The organism is Clostridium bornimense, assembly GCF_000577895.1.
GTDB classification, from domain to species: Bacteria; Bacillota; Clostridia; order Clostridiales; family Clostridiaceae; genus Clostridium_AN; species Clostridium_AN bornimense.
In genome coordinates this window covers 2,481,120-2,505,932 of sequence record NZ_HG917868.1, presented here as the reverse complement: position 1 = coordinate 2,505,932, position 24,813 = coordinate 2,481,120, and the positions used below count along the sequence as shown (strand labels likewise).

Below are 24,813 nucleotides of genomic sequence, written 5' to 3'. Positions count from 1 at the left end.
AGGTTAGATGGATATAAATAAAGCTATTAGAAAGCAAAATCGATCATTTAAGATATTTATGCTAACTATTTGCTTTATTTTTTTTATGAATCCCCTAATTTTATATTTATCTCAAATAAGAAATATTATACTAATAATAATTCTAGGTATTATTGAAATTTTAATAGTAATTGTTGCATCAGTAGCTATAAATAATCAACGATTGGATTATGATATAAAAAATGATTATATAATAATAAAGAGTGGATTTATTAAAAGAGAAAAAGCTATAGTTTTTTTAGAAAGTGTATGTGGTATTCATGTATATAAATCAAATGATGATATAAAAATAATTATTTTTACTACTAGAAAAATACCTTTGAAAAGTTGCAGAGTATTAGGTGAGGTAAAATTTAAGAAAAATAAAGATTTATATAATTTAGTAGATAGAATGGTAAGAAAAAATAAAGAAAAAATTTACTTCTATACTGTTAAAACTGGTGGATACAAAAAATATTTATTATTAGATTATTTATATAAAAATTGTATTTATTCTATAGTATCAGCCTCTGCTATTGAGGAGATAAAAAGATATAGAGAGGAATATTAATCATAATAAATCTCTTTCAGCATAAATAATACTGGAGGGGATTATTATGGAAGAGAAAGTTATATATACAATATTATTAGCGGTGACGATATCTTTCCTAGGTATGTTAATTGGAACATTAATAGGAGTAATGATGAAGAAGCCTTCTAATAGATTACTATCAAATACATTGTGTTTTGGTAGTGGATTTATGTTCATATTGGTTTTTGCAGATTTAATACCTGAAGCTTTAGAATGGAATGTTATGGGGACATTAACAATATCTTTAGTATCTATATTTATTCTTTTTTTATTAGATTATTATTTTTCTGGGAATACTAATAATCATAAGAAAGTAGCAATATTTATGGCTGCAGGTATAATGTTACATAATTTTCCTGAAGGCTTAATTATGGGAGTAGGATTTATGACTAACGATGCTTTAGGTATTAAGATGTCAATGATGATAGGACTTCATGAAATTCCAGAAGCAATGACATTAACAGCTCCTATGATGGCTGCAAAGATGAAAAAGAAGAATATTATTATAAGTACTTTAGCTACATTTATTCCGTCAGTATTAGGTATTTTTATAGGTGTAATTTTTTCATCAATATCTAAGAGTTTTATGGGAAGTGCTTTAGCATTAGCATCTGGTGTAATGGCATATGTAGTATTTTTAGAAATGTTACCGGAAGCTTCTAAACTATATAAAGGAAAAGATTCATATGTTTATTTTATTATAGGAACTATTTTAGCTTCTATAATTGTAATATTATTATAGAGTGGTGTTTAATATGGATACAAAAATTATTATTTTAGATGAAAACAATATTGATGAGAAATTAATTAAATCGGCAGGAGATGCTATTAGAAACGGTAAACTTGTAGCATTTCCAACGGAAACGGTATATGGATTAGGTGCAAATGCATTAGATGAAGAAGCTGTTAAAAATATTTACATAGCAAAAGGACGTCCTTCAGATAATCCATTGATAGTCCATATTTCAAAAGTAGAAGATGTTGATTTAGTTGCTAAAGAAGTACCGGCAGTGGCAAGAGAAATAATGGATAAATATTGGCCGGGTCCTATTACAATAATATTACCCAAAAGACCAGAGATTCCATATGTAACTTCAGGAGGGTTAGAATCAGTTGGTGTTAGATTGCCATCTGAAGAGATTGCAAGAAAGGTAATAGATGCTGCTACAGTACCAGTAGCGGCACCTTCTGCTAACTTGTCTGGTAAACCTAGTCCAACTAATGTAGAGAGAGTTATAGAGGATTTACAAGATAGGGTGGATTACATAATTGGTGGAAAGTCATCTGTTATTGGATTAGAGTCAACAGTTATTGATTGTACAATATATCCACCATGTATATTGAGGCCTGGAGCTATAACGTTAGAAGACTTAAAAAATATTGATGAAAATATTTATATGGATAAAGGAATTGAGTCTAATAATACAAATGAAGGAATTAAGCCAAAAGCACCAGGAATGAAATATAGACACTATGCTCCTAAAGCGGCAGTAAAAATCGTTTCAGGTAATGCAAATAAAGTTATAGAAGAGATATCTTCAATTTTAGAAAGAGAAGAAAAGTTAGGTAAGAAGATAGGTATTATTGCCACTGATGAGACAATAAATAAATATAGTACATCTATAGTTATTTCTCTTGGAAGTAGAAAAAATTTATATGAAATAGGGAAAAATATCTTTGAATCATTAAGGAAACTTGACGATTTAGAAGTAGATATGATTTTATGTGAAGGTATAGAGGAAAAAGGATATGGTGTTGCAATAATGAATAGGTTAAAAAAAGCGGCGACTTTTGATATAATAGAAGTATATTAATTAAGGTGGTGTCAATATGAAGGTAGCATTAGGTTGTGACCATGGTGGATATCATTTAAAAAATGATATAATAAAACACTTGGAAAGTAAAAATATCGAAATTAAAGATTTTGGAACGTATAGCACAGAATCTTGCGACTATCCTGATTACGCATTAAAAGTTGCAGAAGAGGTAGCAAGTAAAAATTATGATTTTGGAATTTTAATTTGTGGAACAGGGATAGGAATATCAATAGCAGCCAATAAGGTGCCAGGAATAAGAGCAGCATTATGCTCAGATACATTTTCAGCTCATGCTACAAGAGAGCATAATAATGCTAACATATTAGCATTAGGAGCTAGAGTAGTGGGACCAGGTTTAGCATTAGATATAGTAGATACATTTTTAAATGCTAAATTCGAAGGAGATAGACATATCAACAGAATTGATAAAATTTCACAAATAGAAAAAAAGTATAATGCCTAGGAGGATAATATGAGCAAGGTAACAGAAATCAATCACCCATTAGTACAACATAAGTTAGCATTAATCAGAGATAAAAATACAGGTTCTAAAGATTTTAGAGAATTAGTAGAAGAAGTTGCAACTCTTATGGCTTATGAAGTTACAAGAGATGTACAATTAGAAACTGTAGAGATAGAAACTCCTATATGCAAAACTAAATGTAAGATGTTAGCTGGTAAGAAAATAGCTATAGTACCTATATTAAGAGCAGGACTTGGAATGGTAGATGGTATGATAAAATTAATTCCGGCTGCAAAAGTAGGACACGTAGGATTATATAGAGATGAAGTTACTCTTAAGCCTGTAGAATATTTTTGTAAATTACCAAGCGATATAAATGAAAGAGATATTATTGTAGTTGATCCAATGCTTGCTACTGGAGGTTCTGCTATAGGGGCCATTGATGTTCTTAAGAAAAGAGGAGCTAAGTATATAAGATTAATGTGCTTAATTGCTTCACCAGAAGGTGTTAAGGCTGTTCAAACAGCGCACCCAGATGTTGACATATATTTAGGTTCTTTAGATGAAAAATTAAATGAACATGGATATATTGTGCCAGGGCTTGGAGATGCTGGAGATAGATTATTCGGAACTAAATAATCATAAACTAAAAACTCTAGGGTTACCTAGAGTTTTGTAATATAAATAAGTTTAAGATAGTATAATCTTAATTAGAATGAGGAATGAATTATGACGAGTATATTTTTAATTACAATTGCTGCGTTTATTTCATGTATCACTGTTCCATTTGTTAAAGTCTTAGCAAAAAAGGTTGGAGCTATAGATGAACCAACTGGTGGAAGAAGGATACATAAAAAGCCTATGCCTAGGCTTGGAGGATTAAGTATATACATAAGTTTTATAATAACTATGACTTTTTTTACAGAGTCTATTGGAAAAGAAGAAATTTGTATTATGATAGGAGCAACAGTAATTGTAATCGGGGGAATAATTGATGATATAAAGGAACTATCGCCAAAGTGCAAGTTTATGTTTCAAATTGTAGCATCGCTAATTTTAATAGTGGGGAATATAAAGATATCCATTGTATCTAATCCTTTCAATAGTAATTTTGCATATTTTGATATAAATTACTTATCTATACCGATAACTATATTTTGGGTTGTAGGTATAACTAATGCTTTTAATTTTAGTGATGGCTTAGACGGTTTATGTGCAGGGATGGGATTTATATCCTCTTTTACTGTATTTTTAATTGCGTTAAGTAATGGTAGAGGAGAAGCAGCAGCATTAATTATAGTATTAGCTGGTGCAATACTAGGATTTTTACCTTATAACTTTAATCCAGCTTCTATATTTTTAGGAGATACAGGTTCTCAACTTATAGGCTTTTTAATAGCTAGTATTTCAATGGTAGGAACATTAAAATATGCAACAGTATTTACTATAGCTGTACCAATATTAGCTATAGGAATACCAATTTTAGATACAGCTTTTGCAATGATAAGAAGAAAAATAAATGGAAGATCTATGTTTTCAGCTGACAAAGGGCATCTTCATCATAGACTTCTTAATCTTGGATTGTCACAAAGAAAAGCAGTATCAATAATGTATTTAATAAATGGAGGATTATCAATAATTGCAGTAATAGCTATGGAGTTAGAGACTAATGTAGCTTATATATTATTTGCAATAACAATATTAATAATTATTATAATTGGATGGAAATTATCCTTCTTTAGAATGAAGGAGTAGATTGGGAGGAAATAATGGAAAAAATAAAGGTTATGACATTGTTTGGAACAAGACCAGAAGCAGTAAAAATGGCACCCTTAGTTAAAGAATTAGAGAAGTGTGAGGTCATAGAATCTATTGTATGTGTAACTGCACAACATAGAGAAATGTTAGATCAAGTTTTAGAGTTATTTAAAATTTCACCAAACTATGATTTGAATATTATGAAAGAAAAACAAACATTAACAGGGATAACTACTAGAGTCTTAGAAGGAATTGAAGATGTGCTAGACAAAGAAAAACCAGATATTGTTTTAGTCCATGGTGATACTACAACAACATTTGCCGGGGGATTAGCAGCTTTTTATAAGCAAATAAAGGTTGGTCATGTAGAAGCGGGACTTAGAACCTTTGATAAGTATTTTCCATTTCCAGAAGAAATGAATAGAAAACTTACTGGAGCCTTAGCTGATATGCATTTTTCACCGACTACAGCATCAAAAAGTAATTTGTTGAGAGAAGGTGTTGATGAAGAGACTATATTTATAACAGGAAATACGGTTATAGATGCTATGGAACATACAGTAGAAGAAAATTATGTTTTCGAAAATAATAGATTAAATGAAATTAATTTTGAAGATAAAAAGATAATAATGGTTACTGCTCATAGAAGAGAGAATTGGGGAGAAGGCATAAAAAATATTTGTGAAGCATTGAAAGAGATAGTTGAAGATAATAAAGACGTAGAATTAGTATATCTAGTTCATTTAAATCCTATAGTAAAAGATATGGTAGAGGAATATTTAGGTAATGTAGAAAGAGTACATTTGTTACCACCATTAGACACTAAAGAAACACATAACTTAATGAATAGGTCATATATGATTATGACAGATTCAGGTGGATTGCAAGAAGAGGCACCACATCTTGGGAAACCTGTTTTAGTACTTAGAGATGTAACTGAAAGACCAGAAGCAGTAGAAGCAGGAACTGTAAAATTAGTTGGTACTAATAAAAAAGCAATTATAAGTGAAGCAAATACGTTAATACGAAATATTAATGAATATGAAAAAATGAGTAGAGCAATAAATCCTTATGGTGATGGTAACGCATCAAAACGAATTGTGGAGAATATATTATATTATTTTAATATGAGAGAGAATAAAGCAGAGGATTATAAGTGCGAATAATAACATTGTGTAATTTTTAACGAATTCCTTGATAATAAATGTAAAAAAAGATATAATTATTATGGAAACATTTTACGGTAAATTATTAGGGAGGTATTAAAATGAGGGATGTCGTTATATGTAGTGCTGTAAGAACTGCCATAGGTAGTTTTGGTGGTACTTTAAAAGACGTACCAGCTGTTGATCTTGGAGCAGCTGTAATCAAAGAAGCTTTAAATAGAGCAAATATCAGTGGAGAAGTTATAGATGAAGTTATAATGGGTAATGTTATTACTGCAGGACTTGGTCAAAACCCAGCAAGACAAGCAGCAGTTAAAGCAGGACTTCCAATAGAAGTGTCAGCTATGACAATAAATAAAGTTTGTGGATCTGGACTTAGAGCAGTATCTTTAGCATATCAAATGATTCAATCAGGTGAAGCTGATGCAGTCGTTGCTGGAGGTATGGAAAACATGTCTGCAGCTCCATATGTAGTACCTAATGCTAGATGGGGTGCAAGAATGGGCGATGCAACTATGAAGGATTCTATGATTAATGATGCATTGTGGGATGCCTTCAATCAATATCATATGGGTATAACAGCAGAAAATATTGCAGAACAATGGGGATTAACAAGAGAAATGCAAGATGAGTTTGCTGTAAATTCTCAAATGAAAGCAGAAAAGGCAATTAAAGAAGGTAAATTTGAAGATGAAATAGTGCCAATAACTATTCCTCAAAGAAAAGGAGACCCGATTGTATTTAAACAAGACGAGTTCCCAAGATTCGGTACTACTATTGATAAATTAGCAAAATTAAGACCATCATTCAAGAAAGATGGAACAGTTACTGCAGGAAATGCTTCAGGTATCAATGATGGAGCAGCAGCATTAGTTGTTATGAGTGCAGAAAAAGCTGAAGCATTAGGAATTAAACCATTAGCAAAGATCACTTCATGGGGATCAAAAGGGGTAGATCCTAAGATAATGGGATATGGACCATTTGCAGCAACTAAAGTTGCTCTTGAAAGAGCTGGATTAACTATAGGTGATATGGATCTTATAGAAGCTAACGAAGCTTTTGCAGCTCAAAGTTTAGCAGTTGCTAAAGATTTAGAATTTAATATGGATATAGTAAATGTAAATGGTGGAGCTATTGCACTTGGACATCCAGTAGGAGCATCAGGAGCAAGAATTTTAGTAACTCTTCTTCATGAAATGAAGAAAAGAGATTCAAAGAGAGGATTAGCAACTCTTTGTATCGGTGGTGGAATGGGTACATCAGTAATAGTAGAAAGATTATAAAACATATTGGAATATAAATAGAGAATGTTGCAAGATAACAAAGATTATTTTGCAACATTTTTATATACACTAATAATGTAGTGAATTTAGTAGAATAATATAAAATATGAATAAAAGAAACCTTAATATAATGAAAAGATAATAGAGTTTATTCAAAGTGGTAAATATCTATCTTTATGTTATATATATAAGAAAAATAAAATATGAAGAAATATAAAAAATTTTTTGAATCAAATAATAGTTAGAATTGCAAAAAAATAAAACTGACCAGTCAGTACTATAAGTTTTCAAATTATTAACAATATATTTTATGTTTATTAAGATGTAAGAAATTATGGAAAATAACGTTTACTCAAATAAAAATATACATTTATTTACAGTATAAAAAGTAAATAAAAACTTATAGTCTGGTTAAAAGTATAACAAATAAAATTCAGAAAATTTAGTAAAATCTATCAAATGAATAATGGTAAATTAAGAGGAAGGAAATAGGAGGATATAGAAGAATAGTCATTAATTAATGAAATATAGAGTTGTAAATTAATAAAATGGAAGAATTTTAGTGTATAAGAGGAAAAATGAGGTTTTATTCTTAAATTTATCGGTACTATAATTAGTTACAGAAGTTGCAAGGAGAAAAAAGTATGTTAAAAAAAACACTAACAATTAATACATTATTATTAGCTAGCATATATTTGGTAACAACTTTTTTTATTCCTAGTGATTATCAGTCCTACACACTATCCGGAGTTTTAGGAATTTTAATTTCTAGTATTAATTTTACTATGAATTATTATATTTCTTATAAATCAACTAATAACTTTAGAATAGTATTTGGATTTATTGTAAGACTAATGATGACAGGTATAACAGGGATAATTTTAGTTTTGAAGAATCCATATGCATGTATAACATTTTTAATTGGTTATACTATTGCAATAGTACCTTTAATTTTAGTCAATCAAATAAAACTTAATAAAGGAGAGTGAGGCTGTGAAAGAAGCAAAAGTCTTGTATACTTTTGATTTTTTAGGTTTTAAATTAAAACTAACTGATCAAGGGCTACATTCGATAATAGTACAGTGGGCCATTATGGCATTAATAATAATTGTTGCTATTATTTTAACAAGAAATTTAAAAAGTAGGCCAGATAGGAAGCAAACAGTTTTAGAAATGCTTGTTACATGGATAAGAGATCTAGTTGATAGTAACATGGGAAAGGAATACAGGAAGTTTGTACCGTTTATAGGCACAATCGGAATATATCTTATTTTATTAAATCTAGTTGGTATTTTTGCAATCAAACCTCCAACTTCAGATTTAAGTACTACTTTAGGATTAGCGATAGTGAGTTTTACTGTAGTAAATGCTTATTCAATGAAAAGCAATGGTATAGTGGGATATATTAAGGGATTAGCACATCCTATGGCATTTATGTTTCCGTTAAATTTGATGGAAAGAGGAATATATTTATTTACTCTTACATTGAGATTATTTGGAAATATATTAGTAGGAACTATAATAATAGACTTAGTATATAACGGTTTAGTATGTAATTTAGGGAACTCACTTCTTGGTAACTTTGGTTTTGTGTTAGGGCTAGGTCTACCAATACCGTTACATTTCTTTTTTGACTTGTTCGATGGTGCAATTCAAACATTTATTTTTATGATGTTAACAATGGCCAATATTAAAATGGTAAATGAAGATTAATTGATTTAGGAGGAATTGAAAATGAATGAATTTTTTGTAAAAGGTATGATCGCGATAGCTGCAGGAGTAGCAACACTTGGAGTTGCAGGTGCAGGTATTGGTATAGGTATGATAGGTAGTAAGGCTTGTGAATCTATAGCAAGACAACCAGAAGCTGCTGGAGAAATAAGAAGTTCAATGATACTTTCAATAGCATTCTCAGAAGTAACAGCTATTTATGCTTTATTTATAGCTATTATATTAGTATTTATGAAATTATAATTTAAATGTTTATTAATTAGCTCTGAAAGGAGGCTAGTATATGGAGATAAATCCACTAAATATTATTGCTGCAATAATAAACTTTATTATATTATATTTTATCTTAAAGAAATTTTTCTTTGAGAAAATAACAAAGGTTATTGATGATAGATGTGATGAAGTTAACAGCACCATAGAAAGAGCTAAGGAACAAGAAGCTCAAGGAAAGAAATTTCAAGAGGAAAATAGAGCTCTTTTAGCACAAAGTAAGCAAAAAGGTAAAGAAATAGTTGAAAAATATAAAGTAAAAGCTGAAAGTGTTTCAAAAGACATAATAGATAATGCACATAAAGAAGCTTCTGAAATAGTTCAAAGAGCTAGAAAAGATAGTGAAAGAGAAAAAGCAAAACTTAAGGATGAGATGAAAAATGAGGCAGTTGAGTTATCTGTACTTATGTCATCTAAGGCTCTAGAAAAAACTATAGATGAAGAAGAACATAGAAAGCTTATTTCTGATTTTATAATTAAGGTAGGAGATTAATTATGTATGAATATTTAGATAGGAGATATGCAAAAGCACTTTATGAATTAGCTGAGAAAAATAATAAAGTAGAAGAGTATCTTCAAGATTTAAAAGAAATAGTAAGCATAGTTAATTCCAATGAAGAGTTAAAAAAGATTATAGTTCATCCAGAGATAAGTATTGCAAGAAAAAAAGAGATATTTTCCAATTTGTTTAAAAATCATGTAGACCCAGAGTTACTATCATTTTTAATGCTTTTAATTAGTAAGGATAGAATAGTAGAGTTAGAGAAAAAAGTAATTGAGATGGAGAAAATTCATCTTGAAAGACAAAATAAGGTATTAGCGGAAGTTAAGACAGTTATTCCTCTAACTGAAGAAGAACGAACTGCATTGATTAAAAAGTTAGAAAAAAAATGTGACAAAACTGTAATTTTAAAAGAAGTCATAGATCCATCTATAATAGGCGGAGTTTATGTAAGAATAGGAAATGATGTCATTGATGGAACAATTAAAAGCAAGCTTGATGAAATGAGAGAGCTAGTATTAAAAGAAGAATAGAGGTGAGGTCATGAATATTAAGCCTGAAGAAATTACAACTATAATTAAAAAAGAAATTGAACAATATTCTAAAAAAATAGAAACAGTAGATTCAGGTACTATTATTCAAATAGGTGATGGTATTGCAAGAGTTTATGGCTTAGACGATTGTATGGAAGGTGAGCTTTTAGAATTTCCAAATGGAGTCTATGGAATGGCTTTAAACCTTGAACAAGACAATGTCGGATGTGTTCTTCTTGGAGACGAAGAAGGAATTAAAGAAGGCGATATCGTAAAATCAACTGGAAAAGTTGTTGAAGTTCCTGTTGGAGAAGAACTTATAGGAAGAGTTGTAAATCCATTAGGACAACCAATTGATGGAAAAGGACCAATAAAGGCAGCAGCTTATAAACCAGCAGAAAGAAAAGCTTATGGAGTCATAGATAGAAAATCTGTAAATGAACCATTACAAACAGGAATTAAGGCAATAGATTCAATGATTCCAATAGGAAAAGGTCAAAGAGAACTTATTATTGGAGACAGACAAACTGGTAAAACAGCATTAGCTATAGATACTATTATAAATCAAAAAGGTAAAGATGTTATTTGTGTATATGTTGCTATAGGACAAAAACAATCTACTGTAGCTAGTATAGTTAATACATTAACAAAAGAAGGAGCAATGGATTATTCAATAATTGTCTCTTCTACTGCTTCAGAAAGTGCACCAATGCAATATTTATCTCCATTTTCTGGTGTAACTATGGCTGAATATTTCATGGAACAAGGAAAAGATGTATTAATAATATATGATGATTTATCTAAGCATGCAGTTGCTTATAGAACAATGTCATTATTACTTAGAAGACCACCAGGAAGAGAAGCTTATCCAGGGGATGTATTCTATCTTCATTCAAGACTTCTTGAAAGATCAGCAAAACTTAGTGATGAACTAGGAGGAGGTTCTATTACTGCGTTACCAATAATAGAAACTTTAGCAGGAGATATATCTGCGTATATTCCAACCAATGTTATATCAATTACAGATGGTCAAATATTCTTAGAGACAGAATTATTTAATGCAGGACAAAAACCAGCTGTAAATGCCGGTATATCTGTATCAAGAGTTGGTGGAGCTGCACAAACTAAAGCAATGAAATCTATAACAGGTACATTGAGATTAGAGCTTGCTCAATATAGAGAATTATCAGCTTTTGCTCAATTTGGATCAGATCTTGATAAAGAATCTAAAAATAGACTTGCAAAAGGTGCTAGATTAATGGAAGTATTAAAGCAAGATCAATATGAGCCATTAGATGTTGAAAAACAAGTTGTAACTTTCTATACAGCAGTTGCTAGTTTATTGAATGATATAGAAGTGAAAGATATAAGAAGATTTGAAAAGGGATTATTAGAATCAATAGATACTCATCATAAAGATATATATGAAAAGTTAAAGGACGGTAAGCTAACTGATGAGATAAAGAAAGAAATTGAAAGTGCTGTAGATGAATACAAAAAGGAATTTTTAGCATAAATCTGATTAAAAAGTATGCTAAAGGAGGTGGAGTATGCCAGCAGGTCTTATTGAAATAAAAAGAAGAATAAAATCTATAACAAATACAAAAAAGATTACTAAGGCCATGGGACTTATTGCCACCACAAAGCTTAGAAGGGCTAGAGTATCACTTACAAGATATTCAAAATATTATAATGAGTTTGAAAATATTTATGATGATATTTTAGCAAGTGTTGATAGCATGGAAATAAGCAAGAATCCTTATATATATGGTAATGGATGTGAAAAGAAGCTATATATAGTTCTAACCTCAGATTCGGGTATGTGTGGAGGATTCAATGGTGGAGTAATATCTAAACTTTTAGAAACAATGGATAAGAAAGATGAAAATGTCTTTATATTGGTTGGTCAAAATGGAAGAACATATTTAAGGAAGTATAAGTTTAATACTTTAGCAGAATATGTAGAGATTCCTGATGTACCAACTAATAAAGAATCTTCGGAAATTGTTAGAAAAGTTTTAGAGCTTTATAAAAATAAAGAAGTTGGAGAAGTTCATTTAGTATATACAAAATTTTATTCAACAGTAAAATTAGAGCCAGCAACGAAAAGAATTTTACCTTTATCTGCAGATGCTAAAAGAGGTAAAAGATATATGGATGATGAAGACGATGATAACTATAAAATAGAATCTATTATATATAGTTATGTAAACAGTGAAATATTAAATGGAATGTTAAATTCAAAAACTTCAGAGCAAGCCTCTAGAATGACAGCTATGGATGGTGCTACTAAAAATGCTGATGACATAATAAATAAGTTAACAATTAAGTTTAATAGAATAAGACAAACAGCTATAACACTGGAAATATCAGAGATAGTTGGAGGGGCAGAAGCTCAAAAATAGTAAGGAGGTGTACTATGCCAGGTACTATAGGAAAAGTAGTGCAAGTTATAGGACCGGTTATCGATGTACAATTCGATTCTGATAGCTTGCCAAATATATTAAATGCTATTGAAATAAATATGGGTGATTTTACATTAACTGCAGAAGTTGAACAACACTTAGGTGATGATATCGTAAGAACTATATCAATGGAAGCAACTGAAGGTGTAAAAAGAGGAATGGATGCTTTAGATACAGGTAAACCTATTTCTGTACCAGTTGGAGAAGGAACTCTAGGAAGACTATTTAACTGTTTAGGTCAACCAATTGATAAAGGTGAGCCTCTAAAAGATGTATCAAAAGCGCCTATTCATAGAGCAGCGCCTAAGTTTGATGAGCAGGCTGTAGAACCAGAGATGTTTGAAACAGGTATAAAGGTTATAGATTTATTAGCACCATATCAAAAAGGTGGAAAGATCGGACTTTTTGGAGGAGCAGGTGTCGGAAAAACAGTACTTATCCAAGAATTAATAAATAATATAGCTAAAGAGCATGGTGGATTATCTGTATTCACCGGTGTAGGAGAAAGAACAAGAGAAGGTAATGATTTATATCATGAAATGAAGGATTCTGGAGTTATAGAAAAAACTGCTTTAGTATTTGGTCAAATGAATGAGCCACCAGGAGCAAGAATGAGAGTTGCTCTTACAGGACTTACTATGGCAGAATATTTCAGAGATCAAGGTCAAGATGTATTATTATTTATAGATAATATATTTAGATTTACTCAAGCTGGTTCAGAAGTATCAGCACTTTTAGGAAGAATACCATCAGCTGTTGGTTACCAACCAACATTAGCTACAGAAATGGGAGCACTTCAAGAAAGAATAACATCTACAAAGAATGGATCAATTACATCTGTTCAAGCTGTTTATGTTCCTGCTGATGACCTAACAGACCCAGCTCCAGCAACAACATTTGCTCACTTAGATGCAACAACAGTTTTATCAAGAAGTATTGTTGAACTTGGTATCTATCCAGCTGTTGATCCGCTAGATTCTACATCTAGAATACTTGATCCTAGAATAGTAGGAGAAGAACATTATGAGGTTGCTTTAGAAGTTAAGCATATATTGGAAAAATATAAAGAACTTCAAGATATAATCGCTATTTTAGGTATGGAAGAATTATCAGAAGAAGATAAAATAGTTGTAACAAGAGCTAGAAAAATTCAAAAATTCTTATCACAACCATTTACTGTAGGAGAACAGTTCACAGGAATGAAAGGTAAGTATGTACCTGTAGCTGAAACAGTAAGAGGATTTAAAGAAATATTAGAAGGTAAATGTGATGATTTACCAGAAGTGGCATTTCTTTTCATGGGAACTATTGATGATGTAAGAGAAAATGCTAAATCAATGCTAGAGAGCTAGTATAGGAGTGATAATATGAATAAGAAATTTCATCTTACTATTGTAACTCCAGATAATACCTATTATGAAGGCGAAGTTGACGAATTAGTAGTAACTACAGAAAAAGGTCCAATAGGTATACTAGCAAACAGATTAAGCATAATAACAGCAGTAGTACCTTCAGTAATAAGTTATTATGAAGATGGAAATAAGAAAGTTTTATTTACATCTAGTGGTGTGTTTAAATTTAGAGATAATAAAGCAGTACTAATGGTAGATGCTTGCGAATCTAAGGAAGAGATAGATAAGAAGAGAGCAGAAGAGGCTCTAGAAAGAAGTAAAAATCGATTAAAAGAACATAGCGATAAAGTTAATGTAGCTAGAGCAAAAATGGCGATGGCAAGAGCTATGGGAAGATTAAGTTTAATTGATAAATACTAATATATAAGGAACCAAACATAAATTATATAGTTATGTTTGGTTCTTTTTACATACAGTGCACAGTAAATGTGAATTTTCCCTTAAAGGGGAAATTATTATAGTCCTGCGGACGGCGAGTAAGTTTGTGGGGAGGTAATGAAAGTTATCATTTTCATATAACTCAAAAAACTGACATACTCTATAGCTGAAACTTAAATTTAAACACTTATAATTTAAGAAATTCCGCAGGAATTTCCTCCATCACTGTGCACTGATAAAAAATTCTTCTCACCAAACTATCTTATTGTCTATATAATAAAATATAAAATGAATATTAAGTAAAAATATGGCAATACTTTAGTTGAGGTGATATATATGAAGAGACTAGCTATAAGTATTGTTTTTGTTCTCTTAATTTTACAGGGATATAATGAGGGCTTACTTTATTATGGACAAGATATAGATCCTATAGAAGAAGTTTTTGATTTAGATAAAACCTATATAAAAGAAAAAGGGATTAAAATTCAAATAACATTAATTAATGAAAAAAATATTATAGGAGATATATGCAAATGGGCAAAGTGTAAAGAGGATACTTATGAAGAAGAAAATGGTGACAATTGTGTCATAAAAGGAGAAATAAAAGGGAAGTTAGGAAATGGGTACTATATTAAAAATGGAAAAGAAATAAATATAATGTTTTCAGGAAGAAAAAACGTAAATTTAAGGTTAATGAAAGATAAATTACTAAGATATTTAGACGGAAATTATAGCGTTTTATCTATAAATGAATATATAATTTATGATTGTAATGAAAAGAATATAAATGAAGAAAAAAATAATATAAAGAAACAAATAGAAAAACAAGAATTTTCCAATGTAAAAGAAAGTGATATTAATAATAGTACATTGATAACGATGAATTCACATTTATTTACTCCTGTAAATGATGGAATATCATTGATTGATTTATCAGTAGCTTTTGTGTCCTATCCAAATGATGACTACATAATAATTTCAACACCAATAATACCAATAACATACTAAGAATACTATTTGGAGGATCAAAATGGAAAAAATATTTGTAAGTGGTGGAAACAAACTTAAAGGAAAAGTACGCATAGATTCTGCTAAGAATTCAGTGTTGCCAATTATAGCGTCAAGTATTTTAACATCTGATACTATCATAATAAAAAATGCACCAATGCTTAATGATGTACAAGTGATATGTGAATTATTAAAATCTTTAGGTTGCAATATTAGTATAAATAAGATAAAAGGTGAAATATCTATAGATAGTTCAAAGGTCCAAGAGATAGAACCTTCAGGGGAGTTAGTAAGAAGAATGAGAGCATCATTCCTTGTAATGGGGCCAATGCTTGCAAGATTTGGGAAGTTCAAAATATCATTACCGGGAGGTTGTAATATTGGAACTAGACCAATAGATTTACATTTAAAAGGATTAAAAGCTTTAGGGGCAGAAATATCAACAGAAGGTGGTGTAGTTGAAGTTAGATGCAACAAGTTAAAAGGAAATAAAATATATTTAGATTTTCCATCTGTAGGAGCTACAGAAAATATAATGATGGCATCAACTACAGCTAAGGGTGTAACAGTTTTAGAAAATGCAGCAGAAGAGCCAGAAATAGAAGACTTAGCAAACTTTTTGAATAAAATGGGAGCTAAGATTTATGGCGCAGGAACTGATACAATAATTATTGAGGGTGTCGACAGGTTAAAAGGTGTGGAGTATATACCTATATTTGATAGAATAGAAGCAGGAACATTTATGATAGCTGCAGCAATAACAAAAAGTAAGATAACTTTAGAAAATGCTAGAGAATATTATATGAAACCTCTAGTGGCAAAACTAAGAGAAATGGGTGTAGAAATAACATCGATAGAAGATAATGTTATTGAAGTTAACGGAAATGTTCAGTTAAAACCAGTAGACATAAAGACATTGCCGCATCCAGGATTTCCTACAGATATGCAATCGCAAATTATGGCATTATTAGCAACAGTTAAAGGTACTTCAGTAATTACAGAAACAATATTTGAAAATAGGTTTATGCATGTTAGTGAGCTTAATAGAATGGGCTGTAAAATAAAAATTGAAGGAAGAAGTGCAATTATAGAAGGTGTAGAAGAGTTATCAGGATGTGAGGTAAAAGCAACAGATTTACGAGCAGGAGCAGCTCTTATTATTGCTGGATTAGTAGCAAAAGGAGAGACTATAGTAGATGACATATATCATATAGATAGAGGATATGTAAATATAGAAGAGAAATTCAGAAATTTAGGAGCAAAAGTTTATAGGAGAGAAGTTTAAAATTACTTTTATAATATTAAGTAATTAAAATTTGCAAAACTACTAATGATAAGAGATTGCGTTAAAATATTTTTTACCAATCTCTTATTTCTTTTTTATCATATTATTTTTATCTAATCATAAACTTATAATAAGATGAAATTATAGGGTGACAGAGAGGAAGAAATAATGAAAAGAATAGTATATATGATTTCTATTATTATAGGGCTTATAGCAATGTCATCATTAATAATAGCTACATCTGTTAACCAAATGAAAGAAAATAAAAAGGTAGCTGCTGTTAGTGATGTAGATACTAAAGCGATTATAGATGAACATAAGATTAAAAAGGTTGATGGAGAAATAAAAATACGATTATTAAGAAACGCTACAAACTCCGTAGAAGAGATGAAACTTGAAGATTATGTGTTAGGAGTAGTATCGGCAGAAATGCCAGCAGAGTTTCCAGAAGAAGCAATTAAGGCGCAAGCAGTTGCCGCTAGGACATATGCTTTAGCACATGTAGAGGAGTTTGGCGGTACAAGCTATTCTAAAGAAAAGAATGCAAATCTTATAGATACTGTAGCAAATCAAGTATACTATTCTAAGGATCAAAGGTTTGCGGGATGGCCAGAAAATAAGCAGGAAGGATATTGGAGTAAAATAACAGAGGCGGTTAGTTCAACAAAAGGAGAAGTGTTAACTTACAATGATCAATTGGTACTTAGTCCTTACTTTTTCTCTACTTCATGGGGAAAAACAGAAGATGCAGTAAGTGTATTTAATCATCAGGAACCTTATTTAACTAGTGTTGATTCGCCAGGAGAAGAAGATTCACCTAAATATACATATAGCACAGAAAAGAGTAATGATGAGGTTATAGATGCAATAAATGCTAACTATAGCAATTGTCTCAATAGTACAGAATCATTAAGATCTCAGATAGAAATTTTGGAAAGAGATTCTGCTGATGGAGTAAGTAAAATTAAAGTTGGAAATCAAACTTTAACAGGTGTCGAAGTTAGAAAGTTATTAAAGTTAAACTCTACAAATTTTCAAATTGAATTTAAAGATAATACAATAGTATTTAATACAAAAGGATATGGACATAACGTTGGAATGAGTCAATGGGGAGCTAGAGCTATGGCGAAAGCTGGAAGTGGATATGTTGATATATTAAAGCATTATTACACAGGAGTAGAAATATTTAATATATATAAATAAGACAAGCTACAAGGTGGAAACACTTTGTAGTTTCTTTTTTTGCAATTCACAATTCGCAATTAAGGTTAATTTTACCTGAGCGGAAAATATTAGAGCGCTGCGGACAGTTTTTTGGAATTTACAATTTACGGCTGGGAAGAATCGATACTTAACCTTGATAGGTCCTAATATTGTAAGTATTAGAAATTTAGTATCTATAAATGAAAGGACTTGCCCTGCTATGTACTGCACACTGAAAACTATTCACTATCATATGTTTAATTGGAGATAAGAAGCTATTCTACTTAAGTGTTGGTGAAATAGGATGCAGGTTTAAGAAATAAATTTTAAAAATGATAGTTTAAGGGGGGATATGTAAGGGGTGAATAATTGAATATATAGCAACACTTAAACTTAATAGATTCTAATATGAGAAATTAAAGTATTAGAAATTTAGTATCCAGAGATAAAAGTAATTTAACTATTCTTTTGTAACACTGCAATGAAATTCTTCTTAAAAGTAATTTTCACATTTACTGTGCACTGCTCTGTAGTATTTTGTCGTAAAAAAATAACTTATTTAGTGTTTAAAATTTATACCTAAGGACAAACTAAAGAAATGGAGGTGTTATTAATGGATAAAAAAGATAACAATGGAACTTCATTATTAGAAAATATTAAAAAGCATAAATATCATATTGCTTTAGTTTCTGGAGTTATAATGATTGCTTTAGCAGTAGCAGTTCTTGTAATTACCACTAAAACAACTTCAAATGATGATAGTATAAATTCTGCAAAAGCTACAAGTGCTGAAGTTGAGTCAAATGCTAATAATGAAACTAATGATAAGGAAGCTAATGAAGCTATACCAAGTAATGCTGTAGAAGTGAAAAATACAGATATGGCCGTTACATCTAATAGTGTAGAAACTACTTTATCTCTTGCATCACCAATTGATGGTGGAAAGATTGTAATTCCATATATGGGTGATGACGGAACTATAAAGAAGAATAATGGAGCAATCTCAATGTATGGCGTATATATTGAAGCAAAAGAAAACACTCCAGTTAAAGCTTGTGAGAAAGGTGTAGTTGAAGCTATTAATACAACTGAAAATGGCTTGACTGTAACAATATCTCATAATGATAATACTAAAACTACTTATGGTAATTTATCAGAAGTTAAGGTTAAGGAGAAAGATGAAGTTCAAAAAGGTGAAGAGGTAGGGGTTACAGGAACAACTTCAACATTTATTAATTCTGTAAGTGAATTAAGTAAGTGCCCAACATCCCTATACTTTGAAACACTACAAAAGAATGGTGATACTTTTGAGAAAGTTAATCCAACTACATTAATAGAAGGCTTAAATTAATTGTAAGAGTGAGTCATTTTCATAGTGTGAAAATGACTCACATAACAATAAGGAGGATATTAAAATGAAAGATTATATAGAAAATAGAGTTTTAGATGTAGCAAAATATATAATTGATTCAAAGTCTACAATTAGAAAAACTGCTAAGATATTTGGCGTAAGTAAAAGTACTATACATAAAGATATGACAGAAAGATTACCACTAATAAATCCACAAATAGCAGAACAAGCAAAGATAGTTTTAGATATTAATAAATCTGAAAGACATATAAGAGGTGGAAAAGCTACAAAAATGAAGTATAAAGCTATTGAAGGATAAAAGTTAAACAATTATAATATTATAAAGAGAACTAGAAGAAATAGTAGAAAAATGCTAGAATTAACTTTAGAAGTGAAAGTTCATATAATATTATGGTAGGAGTGGAAAGTATGTTTTTTAGAAGAGGGAGTGACATGGGCATAGATTTAGGAACAGCAAGTGTCCTAGTGTATGCGAAAGGTAAGGGGATTATATTACAAGAACCATCTGTTGTTGCTATTAATAGAAACACTAGAGAAGTGTTAGCAGTTGGTGAAGAAGCGAGACAAATGATAGGTAGAACACCAGGTAATATTGTGGCTATAAGACCGTTAAGAGATGGTGTAATATCTGATTATGATATAACAGAGATAATGCTTAAAACATTTATAAAGAAAGCTTGTGGAAAGAAGAGAGTTAGTGCACCAAGTATTGTAATCTGTATTCCATGTGAAGCCACAGAAGTAGAAAAAAGAGCTGTTAGAGATGCAGGTAAAAATGCAGGTGCTCAAAGGGTTGAACTTATAGAAGAACCTTTAGCAGCGGCTATAGGTGCAGGAATAGATATTGGTAAAGCTAGTGGAACAATGGTTATAGATATTGGCGGAGGTACTACAGATATAGCTATTATTTCTCTTGGTGGAATGGTTGTTAGAAGTTCTATAAAAATAGCTGGTGACTCATTTGATGAAGCTATAATTAAATATATAAGAAAAAATTATAAATTAATGATTGGTGAAAGAACAGCAGAACAATTAAAAATAAATATTGGTACTGCTGATGTTAGAGAAGAAAATGCGTCAATGGATATAAAAGGTAGAGATTTAGTTACAGGACTACCTAAAAATATAACAGTAACTTCAGAAGAAATGAGAGAAGCTTTAGATGAAAGTGTAAGAGCTATTGCAGATTGTGCTCACTCTGTTCTTGAAAGAACACCACCAGAATTAGCGGCAGATATATCAGATAAAGGTATATATATGACAGGTGGAGGAGCTTTATTACATGGTTTAGATAGATTAATATCTAAGGTTACAAATGTACCAGTTTATGTTGCAGATGATGCAGTGTCTTGTGTTGCATTAGGTACAGGGGAAGCGTTAAAGTATATAGATAGCTTAGATGATAACGGAGATTCTATATTTGAATAGTATTTATAATACTATTAATTATATTTATATAAATGATTTTATTTAAAATCTTAATTTAAAGGGTATTTGAAAACATTTTTCAAGTACCCTTTTTTATAAATATACTTATAAAAATAAATCATTATCCTTATGATTTAAACAATAAGCATATAAAATAGTATTTACGATAACAGATGACATATCAATTATTAAATCAAGACGGGTACTTCTATTAGTAAAAAATTCTGTATTATCGCAAGAATCAACTATACCAATTATAGAAATATTACCTACATCGGGAAGAGTTTTTCCAACACCTTTTCCTGGAGAGATAGGTTGATTACGAATTTGAATATCTCCTATACTACTGTCATCACCTAGGCAAGCATCTATAGCGATTATGTTGTTGTTAGGATGCTTTTCTTTAATTAATTTTAATTGATTTTCTAAATTAAGAGCATGAATTGGAGTTTTAATTGTTCCGTAAACAGTAAGGGGAAAGAACTTATTAATGAGCATAGATCCTACAATAGGGCCAAGAGAATCTCCGATACATCTATCTGTTCCAATGCAAATTATTATCGTATTATCATCTATATAATCTTTTAAAAATTGGGCTAGTTGTACATATGCCAATTCTTTTTTAAAGTGAACTTTAATTTTTTTCACAAAAACACCCCCATAAAATTTATATGAGGGTATATAGAGGAAATAGAATGTTATTTTTCTTTATGCCATATATTTAATTGCTCTATATTTGTTAGGGATTTCAGAAGGTTGATTTGTACATCTGGAATTTCAGTTTTTAGATTATAGGTTAAGTCTTTTATAAATTGTCTTTTAGTCTTTCCATCAGCTGGACATGGATTTTTAACTATTTCTATATCATTATCTTTTACAAAAGATTTTATTTCGTTTTCATCTATATATACCATAGGTCGTATTACAGTGATGTCCATTCGGGATAAATATGTTTTTGGAGTAAAACAGTTAATTCGTCCTTCATAAAACATGGACATAAGTAATGTTTCAATAGCATCATTTTTATGATGTCCTAGGGCTATTTTATTACAATTAAGATTTTTAGCGCTACTATTTAGCATTCCACGTCTTAATTTTGCACATAAGGAGCAAGGATTTTTTTCTTTTTTTATGTTAAAAACTATGTTAGATATATCTGTTGGAATTATATGATATTCTACATTTAATTTTTTACTTAAAATTGAAACACTAGAAAAGTCACATCCATTACCTGGATCTAAAGAAATACCTACCAAGTCAAATTCTTTAGGAGAAATTTTTTTGTATATAGATAGTAAGTATAGCAAAGTAAGTGAATCTTTACCTCCAGATATACCTATAGCGATTTTATCTCCGTCTTCGATTAAATTAAAATCTTCTATAGCTCTTTTGAATTTTTTAATAAGCTTTTTATAGTCCATATTTTCTTACACCTCACATTCTGAAGTAATTATAATACATAATTTATGAACATTAAATATAAGATGTAAAAAATAAGGCTTATTTAGAGGCTATAATATAAAAATGAGTTAATGCTTAAAAAAGAGATAAATAAAGATAAATAGAGAATAATAAGAATAATTTTAAATAATGAGTTTATATCGGTGTTGATGAAAAATAGCTATACATGTATACTAGTCATTGTCGACGGGGCGGAAACGCAAAGCGACAAAACATGTGGGAGCATAGCTCAGCTGGGAGAGCATCTGCCTTACAAGCAGAGGGTCACAGGTTCGAGCCCTGTTGTTCCCACCACATATGCTGGCATGGCTCAACTGGTAGAGCAGCTGACTTGTAATCAGCAGGTTACGGGTTCAAGTCCTGTTGCCAGCACCAATATAATATAATAAGGGCGGGTTCCCGAGTGGCCAAAGGGGGCAGACTGTAAATCTGTTACGTTTCGTTTCGATGGTTCGAATCCATCTCCGCCCACCATATATTATATTAAACAAAATAAAATATATATGCTGGCATGGCTCAATTGGTAGAGCAGCTGACTTGTAATCAGCAGGTTACGGGTTCAAGTCCTGTTGCCAGCACCAACTAAGGGCGGGTTCCCGAGTGGCCAAAGGGGGCAGACTGTAAATCTGTTACGTTTCGTTTCGATGGTTCGAATCCATCTCCGCCCACCAAAAAAAAGAGAAGTAATCTTCTCTTTTTTTTATGATAAATATCTTAAATAATATGGATATAATTACTTATTATGTAAAATTAACATTGACTGAAAAGTTTAATTGTGTTAAAATATCAATAAAAATAAATAAATACTCTTATCAAGAGAGGTGGAGGGAAAAGGGCCCTATGAAACCCGGCAACCTGTGGAAGACACAAAGGTGCCAATTCCTGTAGTTTATACTACGAGATAAGAGATGAGTGACAGCATCTTCTTATTGTAGGGTGCTTTTTTTATGCACCGAGATAATTATATATAAAGGGAGGAAGTACATTGAAAAAATTATTTACTTCAGAATCAGTAACAGAAGGACATCCTGATAAAATTTGTGACCAAATTTCAGATGCAATATTAGATTCTTTACTTGCTCAAGATCCAATGTCTAGAGTAGCTTGTGAAACAACAGCGACAACAGGTATGGTCATGGTAATGGGTGAAATAACTACAAAAGGATATGTAGATGTTCAAAAAGTAGTTAGAGAAACAGTAAAAGAAATAGGATATGACAGAGCTAAATATGGATTTGATTGTGATACATTGGCAGTTTTATCATCAATAGACGAACAATCAGCAGATATAGCTATGGGAGTAGATGAAGCATTAGAAAGCAGACAAGGAGAAAAAGATGAAGTTGAAGCAGTAGGTGCTGGAGATCAAGGAATGATGTTCGGATTTGCTACTACAGAAACTCCAGAATTTATGCCAATGCCAATAGCTATGGCTCATAGATTATCAAGAAGATTAACAGAAGTTAGAAAGAACGGAACTCTTCCATATTTAAGACCAGATGGTAAAACACAAGTTACAGTTGAATATAAGGATAATAAACCAGTTAGAATTGATGCTATTGTTATTTCTACTCAACATGGGCCAGAAGTTGAGCATGATCAAATAGTTAAAGATTTAAAGAAATATGTAATAGAAGCTGTTATTCCAGCAGAACTTCTTGATGGAGAAACAAAATATTATATAAATCCAACAGGAAGATTTGTTATCGGTGGACCACAAGGTGATACTGGATTAACAGGAAGAAAGATAATAGTAGACACTTATGGTGGATATGGAAGACATGGTGGAGGAGCATTCTCAGGAAAAGATCCAACAAAGGTAGATAGATCTGCTGCTTATGCTGCAAGATGGGTTGCTAAGAATTTAGTAGCAGCTGGTGTTGCTGATAAGCTTGAAATTCAATTAGCATATGCAATTGGAGTTTCTAAACCAGTTTCAATCGAAATCGAAACCTTTGGTACTGGAAAATTAGATGAAGAAAAAATTGTTGATATCGTAAATAGAGTATTTGATTTAAGACCAGGAGCTATAATTAAATCTTTAGATTTAAGAAGACCTATTTACAAACAAACAGCAGCATACGGACACTTTGGAAGAACTGACGTAGAACTTCCATGGGAACAACTTGATAAAGTTGAAGAAATAAAGAAATACCTATAGGTAATATATCAAAAGGAGTTATCGTATTAGCAAATGAAAATTTGTTAGCGATAGCTCCTTTTTGTTAATTCACAATTCTCAATTAAGATTAATTTTCCCCTGTGGGGAAAATATTATAGTCCTGCGGACAAGCAATTATAATTTGCATTTAGTAATTCTTAATTAGGGTGATATATATATTTAGCACATATATAGAGCTAGTATACTTAAGTGTTGTTTTTTGCTTACTATAAATCCAGGAGTTCTAGTCCAAGCTACATAAAAGTGTAACTTTCATTAGCCCCCTGTAATGACTTTTATATCAAATAAAATTAATATAAGAAAACTAATCTATTCTATAAGACCAAACTGAAACACTTAGATTCTAAGAAATTCCGCAGGAATTTCCACCATAACTCTTCACTCTTACTTATTCGTTACTTTTGTGCATTACTAATTGTGAATCGCGAATTGTGAACTGATATCTGTTAGGTTATAATAAAATTAATAAATAATATAAGGAGAATT

General features: G+C 30.8%; 26 protein-coding genes, 5 tRNA genes and 1 riboswitch. Of the genes, 29 read left to right on the top strand and 2 right to left on the bottom strand.

Annotated elements, in window-relative coordinates:
- Positions 1 to 7: 7 nt before the first annotated feature.
- The 23 genes from CM240_RS11355 (at position 8) to mreB (ending at position 20,684) form a co-directional block, all read left to right on the top strand.
- Complete coding sequence (locus CM240_RS11355; RefSeq protein WP_044039245.1) at positions 8 to 589, top strand: hypothetical protein; 582 nt, start codon at positions 8 to 10, stop codon at positions 587 to 589.
- Positions 590 to 635: 46 nt separating this feature from the next.
- Positions 636 to 1,352: a ZIP family metal transporter gene (locus tag CM240_RS11350; protein WP_044039243.1), complete on the top strand. Its 717-nt coding sequence runs from the start codon at positions 636 to 638 to the stop codon at positions 1,350 to 1,352.
- A gap of 13 nt (positions 1,353 to 1,365) precedes the next feature.
- Positions 1,366 to 2,424 (top strand): L-threonylcarbamoyladenylate synthase, encoded by a 1,059-nt coding sequence (locus tag CM240_RS11345; protein ID WP_044039239.1) that lies wholly within the window; start codon positions 1,366 to 1,368, stop codon positions 2,422 to 2,424.
- Between the two features lie 16 nt (positions 2,425 to 2,440).
- Positions 2,441 to 2,890, top strand: a complete 450-nt coding sequence (rpiB, locus tag CM240_RS11340) for a ribose 5-phosphate isomerase B (RefSeq protein ID WP_044039236.1) — start codon at positions 2,441 to 2,443, stop codon at positions 2,888 to 2,890.
- Positions 2,891 to 2,899: 9 nt separating this feature from the next.
- Positions 2,900 to 3,529, top strand: coding sequence for a uracil phosphoribosyltransferase (gene upp, locus CM240_RS11335; protein ID WP_044039233.1), 630 nt, complete (start codon positions 2,900 to 2,902; stop codon positions 3,527 to 3,529).
- Between the two features lie 90 nt (positions 3,530 to 3,619).
- On the top strand, positions 3,620 to 4,645 hold the full coding sequence (locus tag CM240_RS11330; protein ID WP_044039231.1) for an MraY family glycosyltransferase: 1,026 nt from the start codon (positions 3,620 to 3,622) through the stop codon (positions 4,643 to 4,645).
- A 14-nt stretch (positions 4,646 to 4,659) separates the two neighbouring features.
- A complete protein-coding gene (gene wecB / locus CM240_RS11325; protein WP_044039229.1) occupies positions 4,660 to 5,814 on the top strand; it encodes a non-hydrolyzing UDP-N-acetylglucosamine 2-epimerase in 1,155 nt (384 codons plus the stop codon).
- A 101-nt stretch (positions 5,815 to 5,915) separates the two neighbouring features.
- Entirely contained in the window at positions 5,916 to 7,097 is a 1,182-nt protein-coding gene (locus tag CM240_RS11320) for an acetyl-CoA C-acetyltransferase (RefSeq protein WP_044039227.1), read from the top strand.
- Positions 7,098 to 7,741: 644 nt separating this feature from the next.
- Entirely contained in the window at positions 7,742 to 8,086 is a 345-nt protein-coding gene (locus tag CM240_RS11315) for an ATP synthase subunit I (protein WP_044039225.1), read from the top strand.
- 4 nt (positions 8,087 to 8,090) lie between these two features.
- Positions 8,091 to 8,810 (top strand): F0F1 ATP synthase subunit A, encoded by a 720-nt coding sequence (locus CM240_RS11310; RefSeq protein ID WP_044039223.1) that lies wholly within the window; start codon positions 8,091 to 8,093, stop codon positions 8,808 to 8,810.
- A gap of 21 nt (positions 8,811 to 8,831) precedes the next feature.
- On the top strand, positions 8,832 to 9,071 hold the full coding sequence (gene atpE / locus CM240_RS11305; RefSeq protein ID WP_044039221.1) for an ATP synthase F0 subunit C: 240 nt from the start codon (positions 8,832 to 8,834) through the stop codon (positions 9,069 to 9,071).
- A 40-nt stretch (positions 9,072 to 9,111) separates the two neighbouring features.
- A complete protein-coding gene (locus tag CM240_RS11300; RefSeq protein WP_044039219.1) occupies positions 9,112 to 9,591 on the top strand; it encodes a F0F1 ATP synthase subunit B in 480 nt (159 codons plus the stop codon).
- 2 nt (positions 9,592 to 9,593) lie between these two features.
- Positions 9,594 to 10,133, top strand: coding sequence for a F0F1 ATP synthase subunit delta (locus tag CM240_RS11295; protein WP_044039217.1), 540 nt, complete (start codon positions 9,594 to 9,596; stop codon positions 10,131 to 10,133).
- A gap of 10 nt (positions 10,134 to 10,143) precedes the next feature.
- The gene (atpA, locus tag CM240_RS11290) at positions 10,144 to 11,649 is read left to right on the top strand and encodes a F0F1 ATP synthase subunit alpha (protein ID WP_044039215.1); all 1,506 of its coding nucleotides are present in this window, start codon (positions 10,144 to 10,146) and stop codon (positions 11,647 to 11,649) included.
- 34 nt (positions 11,650 to 11,683) lie between these two features.
- Positions 11,684 to 12,538: an ATP synthase F1 subunit gamma gene (gene atpG / locus CM240_RS11285; RefSeq protein ID WP_044039213.1), complete on the top strand. Its 855-nt coding sequence runs from the start codon at positions 11,684 to 11,686 to the stop codon at positions 12,536 to 12,538.
- A gap of 14 nt (positions 12,539 to 12,552) precedes the next feature.
- A complete protein-coding gene (gene atpD, locus CM240_RS11280; protein WP_044039211.1) occupies positions 12,553 to 13,950 on the top strand; it encodes a F0F1 ATP synthase subunit beta in 1,398 nt (465 codons plus the stop codon).
- A gap of 15 nt (positions 13,951 to 13,965) precedes the next feature.
- On the top strand, positions 13,966 to 14,370 hold the full coding sequence (gene atpC / locus CM240_RS11275; RefSeq protein WP_044039209.1) for an ATP synthase F1 subunit epsilon: 405 nt from the start codon (positions 13,966 to 13,968) through the stop codon (positions 14,368 to 14,370).
- A 354-nt stretch (positions 14,371 to 14,724) separates the two neighbouring features.
- On the top strand, positions 14,725 to 15,396 hold the full coding sequence (locus CM240_RS11270) for a hypothetical protein (RefSeq protein ID WP_044039207.1): 672 nt from the start codon (positions 14,725 to 14,727) through the stop codon (positions 15,394 to 15,396).
- 22 nt (positions 15,397 to 15,418) lie between these two features.
- Positions 15,419 to 16,681, top strand: a complete 1,263-nt coding sequence (gene murA / locus CM240_RS11265) for a UDP-N-acetylglucosamine 1-carboxyvinyltransferase (RefSeq protein ID WP_044039204.1) — start codon at positions 15,419 to 15,421, stop codon at positions 16,679 to 16,681.
- 168 nt (positions 16,682 to 16,849) lie between these two features.
- Complete coding sequence (spoIID, locus tag CM240_RS11260) at positions 16,850 to 17,884, top strand: stage II sporulation protein D (protein ID WP_044039202.1); 1,035 nt, start codon at positions 16,850 to 16,852, stop codon at positions 17,882 to 17,884.
- 613 nt (positions 17,885 to 18,497) lie between these two features.
- Complete coding sequence (locus CM240_RS11255; RefSeq protein WP_044039200.1) at positions 18,498 to 19,235, top strand: M23 family metallopeptidase; 738 nt, start codon at positions 18,498 to 18,500, stop codon at positions 19,233 to 19,235.
- Between the two features lie 64 nt (positions 19,236 to 19,299).
- Entirely contained in the window at positions 19,300 to 19,554 is a 255-nt protein-coding gene (gene spoIIID / locus CM240_RS11250; protein WP_044039197.1) for a sporulation transcriptional regulator SpoIIID, read from the top strand.
- Positions 19,555 to 19,664: 110 nt separating this feature from the next.
- The gene (mreB, locus tag CM240_RS11245; RefSeq protein ID WP_044039195.1) at positions 19,665 to 20,684 is read left to right on the top strand and encodes a rod shape-determining protein; all 1,020 of its coding nucleotides are present in this window, start codon (positions 19,665 to 19,667) and stop codon (positions 20,682 to 20,684) included.
- A gap of 105 nt (positions 20,685 to 20,789) precedes the next feature.
- Here mreB and yyaC read toward each other — a convergent pair whose 3' ends face one another.
- Entirely contained in the window at positions 20,790 to 21,332 is a 543-nt protein-coding gene (gene yyaC, locus CM240_RS11240; RefSeq protein ID WP_044039193.1) for a spore protease YyaC, read from the bottom strand.
- A gap of 50 nt (positions 21,333 to 21,382) precedes the next feature.
- Positions 21,383 to 22,105 carry a tRNA 2-thiocytidine biosynthesis TtcA family protein gene (locus tag CM240_RS11235; protein WP_044039191.1) on the bottom strand — a complete coding sequence of 241 codons (723 nt, stop codon included), beginning with the start codon at positions 22,103 to 22,105 and terminating at the stop codon, positions 21,383 to 21,385.
- A 258-nt stretch (positions 22,106 to 22,363) separates the two neighbouring features.
- On the opposite strand from CM240_RS11235, the gene CM240_RS11230 reads away from it, so the two are divergent.
- The 6 genes from CM240_RS11230 (at position 22,364) to metK (ending at position 24,306) form a co-directional block, all read left to right on the top strand.
- A tRNA-Val gene (locus CM240_RS11230) sits at positions 22,364 to 22,439 on the top strand.
- 5 nt (positions 22,440 to 22,444) lie between these two features.
- Positions 22,445 to 22,520 (top strand) — tRNA-Thr (locus CM240_RS11225).
- A gap of 14 nt (positions 22,521 to 22,534) precedes the next feature.
- Positions 22,535 to 22,619: transfer RNA gene (locus tag CM240_RS11220), tRNA-Tyr, on the top strand.
- Between the two features lie 31 nt (positions 22,620 to 22,650).
- Positions 22,651 to 22,726, top strand: a tRNA-Thr gene (locus CM240_RS11215).
- A gap of 5 nt (positions 22,727 to 22,731) precedes the next feature.
- Positions 22,732 to 22,816: transfer RNA gene (locus tag CM240_RS11210), tRNA-Tyr, on the top strand.
- 135 nt (positions 22,817 to 22,951) lie between these two features.
- Positions 22,952 to 23,053: riboswitch (SAM riboswitch) on the top strand.
- A 77-nt stretch (positions 23,054 to 23,130) separates the two neighbouring features.
- Positions 23,131 to 24,306 carry a methionine adenosyltransferase gene (metK, locus tag CM240_RS11205; protein WP_044039189.1) on the top strand — a complete coding sequence of 392 codons (1,176 nt, stop codon included), beginning with the start codon at positions 23,131 to 23,133 and terminating at the stop codon, positions 24,304 to 24,306.
- The last annotated feature ends 507 nt before the right edge of the window (positions 24,307 to 24,813 follow it).

What these genes read in the sequence shown, in the direction of transcription:
- atpD (WP_044039211.1), top strand. Translation starts at nt 12,553, where the DNA reads ATGCCAGGTACTATAGGAAAAGTAGTGCAAGTTATAGGACCGGTTATC.
- CM240_RS11235 (WP_044039191.1), bottom strand. Translation starts at nt 22,105, where the DNA reads ATGGACTATAAAAAGCTTATTAAAAAATTCAAAAGAGCTATAGAAGAT.
- CM240_RS11315 (WP_044039225.1), top strand. Translation starts at nt 7,742, where the DNA reads ATGTTAAAAAAAACACTAACAATTAATACATTATTATTAGCTAGCATA.
- CM240_RS11355 (WP_044039245.1), top strand. Translation starts at nt 8, where the DNA reads ATGGATATAAATAAAGCTATTAGAAAGCAAAATCGATCATTTAAGATA.
- CM240_RS11320 (WP_044039227.1), top strand. Translation starts at nt 5,916, where the DNA reads ATGAGGGATGTCGTTATATGTAGTGCTGTAAGAACTGCCATAGGTAGT.
- CM240_RS11345 (WP_044039239.1), top strand. Translation starts at nt 1,366, where the DNA reads ATGGATACAAAAATTATTATTTTAGATGAAAACAATATTGATGAGAAA.
- CM240_RS11300 (WP_044039219.1), top strand. Translation starts at nt 9,112, where the DNA reads ATGGAGATAAATCCACTAAATATTATTGCTGCAATAATAAACTTTATT.
- spoIID (WP_044039202.1), top strand. Translation starts at nt 16,850, where the DNA reads ATGAAAAGAATAGTATATATGATTTCTATTATTATAGGGCTTATAGCA.
- CM240_RS11350 (WP_044039243.1), top strand. Translation starts at nt 636, where the DNA reads ATGGAAGAGAAAGTTATATATACAATATTATTAGCGGTGACGATATCT.
- CM240_RS11255 (WP_044039200.1), top strand. Translation starts at nt 18,498, where the DNA reads ATGGATAAAAAAGATAACAATGGAACTTCATTATTAGAAAATATTAAA.
- CM240_RS11330 (WP_044039231.1), top strand. Translation starts at nt 3,620, where the DNA reads ATGACGAGTATATTTTTAATTACAATTGCTGCGTTTATTTCATGTATC.
- CM240_RS11295 (WP_044039217.1), top strand. Translation starts at nt 9,594, where the DNA reads ATGTATGAATATTTAGATAGGAGATATGCAAAAGCACTTTATGAATTA.
- atpG (WP_044039213.1), top strand. Translation starts at nt 11,684, where the DNA reads ATGCCAGCAGGTCTTATTGAAATAAAAAGAAGAATAAAATCTATAACA.
- atpC (WP_044039209.1), top strand. Translation starts at nt 13,966, where the DNA reads ATGAATAAGAAATTTCATCTTACTATTGTAACTCCAGATAATACCTAT.
- CM240_RS11270 (WP_044039207.1), top strand. Translation starts at nt 14,725, where the DNA reads ATGAAGAGACTAGCTATAAGTATTGTTTTTGTTCTCTTAATTTTACAG.
- mreB (WP_044039195.1), top strand. Translation starts at nt 19,665, where the DNA reads ATGTTTTTTAGAAGAGGGAGTGACATGGGCATAGATTTAGGAACAGCA.
- atpA (WP_044039215.1), top strand. Translation starts at nt 10,144, where the DNA reads ATGAATATTAAGCCTGAAGAAATTACAACTATAATTAAAAAAGAAATT.
- upp (WP_044039233.1), top strand. Translation starts at nt 2,900, where the DNA reads ATGAGCAAGGTAACAGAAATCAATCACCCATTAGTACAACATAAGTTA.
- murA (WP_044039204.1), top strand. Translation starts at nt 15,419, where the DNA reads ATGGAAAAAATATTTGTAAGTGGTGGAAACAAACTTAAAGGAAAAGTA.
- rpiB (WP_044039236.1), top strand. Translation starts at nt 2,441, where the DNA reads ATGAAGGTAGCATTAGGTTGTGACCATGGTGGATATCATTTAAAAAAT.
- atpE (WP_044039221.1), top strand. Translation starts at nt 8,832, where the DNA reads ATGAATGAATTTTTTGTAAAAGGTATGATCGCGATAGCTGCAGGAGTA.
- wecB (WP_044039229.1), top strand. Translation starts at nt 4,660, where the DNA reads ATGGAAAAAATAAAGGTTATGACATTGTTTGGAACAAGACCAGAAGCA.
- spoIIID (WP_044039197.1), top strand. Translation starts at nt 19,300, where the DNA reads ATGAAAGATTATATAGAAAATAGAGTTTTAGATGTAGCAAAATATATA.